Genomic DNA, 1,285 nt, shown 5'->3' with positions numbered 1-1,285 from the left:
CAGGGCTCCGGCAAAGTCGTCTGATGGTGCTGTGACGTGGGGCTTTGCCGGTGGTTGATGTACGCGGGCGTGTTCCGGTCGGGTTGGATGGAGGTTCCTACGCCGTCCGTCCGCCCGAGGGAACAACGCCCGCGCCATGTCATCGTCTCGCATCCCCGCGCCTGTCCGCACTCCCGTCCCGGATCAAGAACTGCTCGTCGAGGTGTTGGGGCGGATGCCTGATCCGCGTCGGCGGCGTGGGGTTCGTCATCCGGCGGCGGCCCTGATCGCGGTTGCGGTGTGTGCGGTGGTGGCCGGGGCCAGGGGGTTCACAGCGATCGGCGAGTGGGCCCAGGACGCCGGGGCGGTGGCCTTGAGGCGGCTGGGTCTGGAGCGGGGCGCGATGGACGAGTCGACGCTGCGGCGCCTGTTCGCGCGGCTCGACGCGGACCGTCTCGACACCCTCCTGGGGGCATGGGCAGCGACAAGGAGCGCACGGGTCGCGGGCCGCCGGGTGATCGCGATCGATGGCAAGACCGTGCGGGGCGCACGCGACGGTGACGCCGCGGCCCCGCATCTGGTGGCCGCGCTCGCCCACGGCTCGGGAGCGGTGCTCGGCCAGGTCGCCGTGCGGGAGAAGAGCAACGAGATCCCCGCGGCCCGGGACCTGCTGGGAGTCCTTGACCTGGACGGAGCGGTGGTCACGATGGACGCGCTCCACACCCAGCACGACACCGCGACCCTCGTCATCGAGGCCGGTGCCGACTACGTCCTGACCGTGAAGGCCAATCAGAAGACCTTGTACGCCCGGCTGAAGGCCCTGCCCTGGGCCCGGATACCCGCAGCCAGCAGGACTGACCGGGGCCACGGACGCCGCGCCACCCGCACGGTCAAGGCCGTCGACGTCCCCGCCTGGATCGACTTCACCGGAGCCGCGCAGGTCGCCCAGCTGCGACGCACCGTCACCCGCAAGGGCAAGCGAACCGTCGAGATCATCTACCTGGTCACCAGCGCGGACGCCCGCACCGCGCCCGCAGAGGTCCTGGCCGCATGGGTGCAGTCGCACTGGGAGATCGAGAACCGACTGCACTGGGTCCGCGACGTCACCTTCGACGAGGATCGCTCCCAGGTCCGCACCGGCAACGCACCGCGCGTCATGGCCGGCCTCCGCAACACCGCGATCACCCTCCTCCGCCTCCACGGCCACCACAACATCGCCGCCGCCCTACGCCATCACGCCCGCGACACCGACCGCCCCATCAACCTTCTCCTGACCGGATGACCAACGACTTTGCCGGGCCCCTGG

The 1,285-nt window shown here is 70.9% G+C and carries 1 protein-coding gene; it reads left to right on the top strand.

The features are described from left to right. Positions 1-136 precede the first annotated feature (136 nt). Complete coding sequence (locus tag I3F54_RS31840) at positions 137-1,261, top strand: ISAs1 family transposase (protein WP_275677185.1); 1,125 nt, start codon at positions 137-139, stop codon at positions 1,259-1,261. The last annotated feature ends 24 nt before the right edge of the window (positions 1,262-1,285 follow it).

The organism is Streptomyces sp. MUM 2J (assembly GCF_022414535.1).
In the GTDB taxonomy this organism is placed as follows: domain Bacteria; phylum Actinomycetota; class Actinomycetes; order Streptomycetales; family Streptomycetaceae; genus Streptomyces.
Note: the sequence above shows the minus strand (reverse complement) of the source record. Positions and strands in the feature narration are given on the sequence as shown.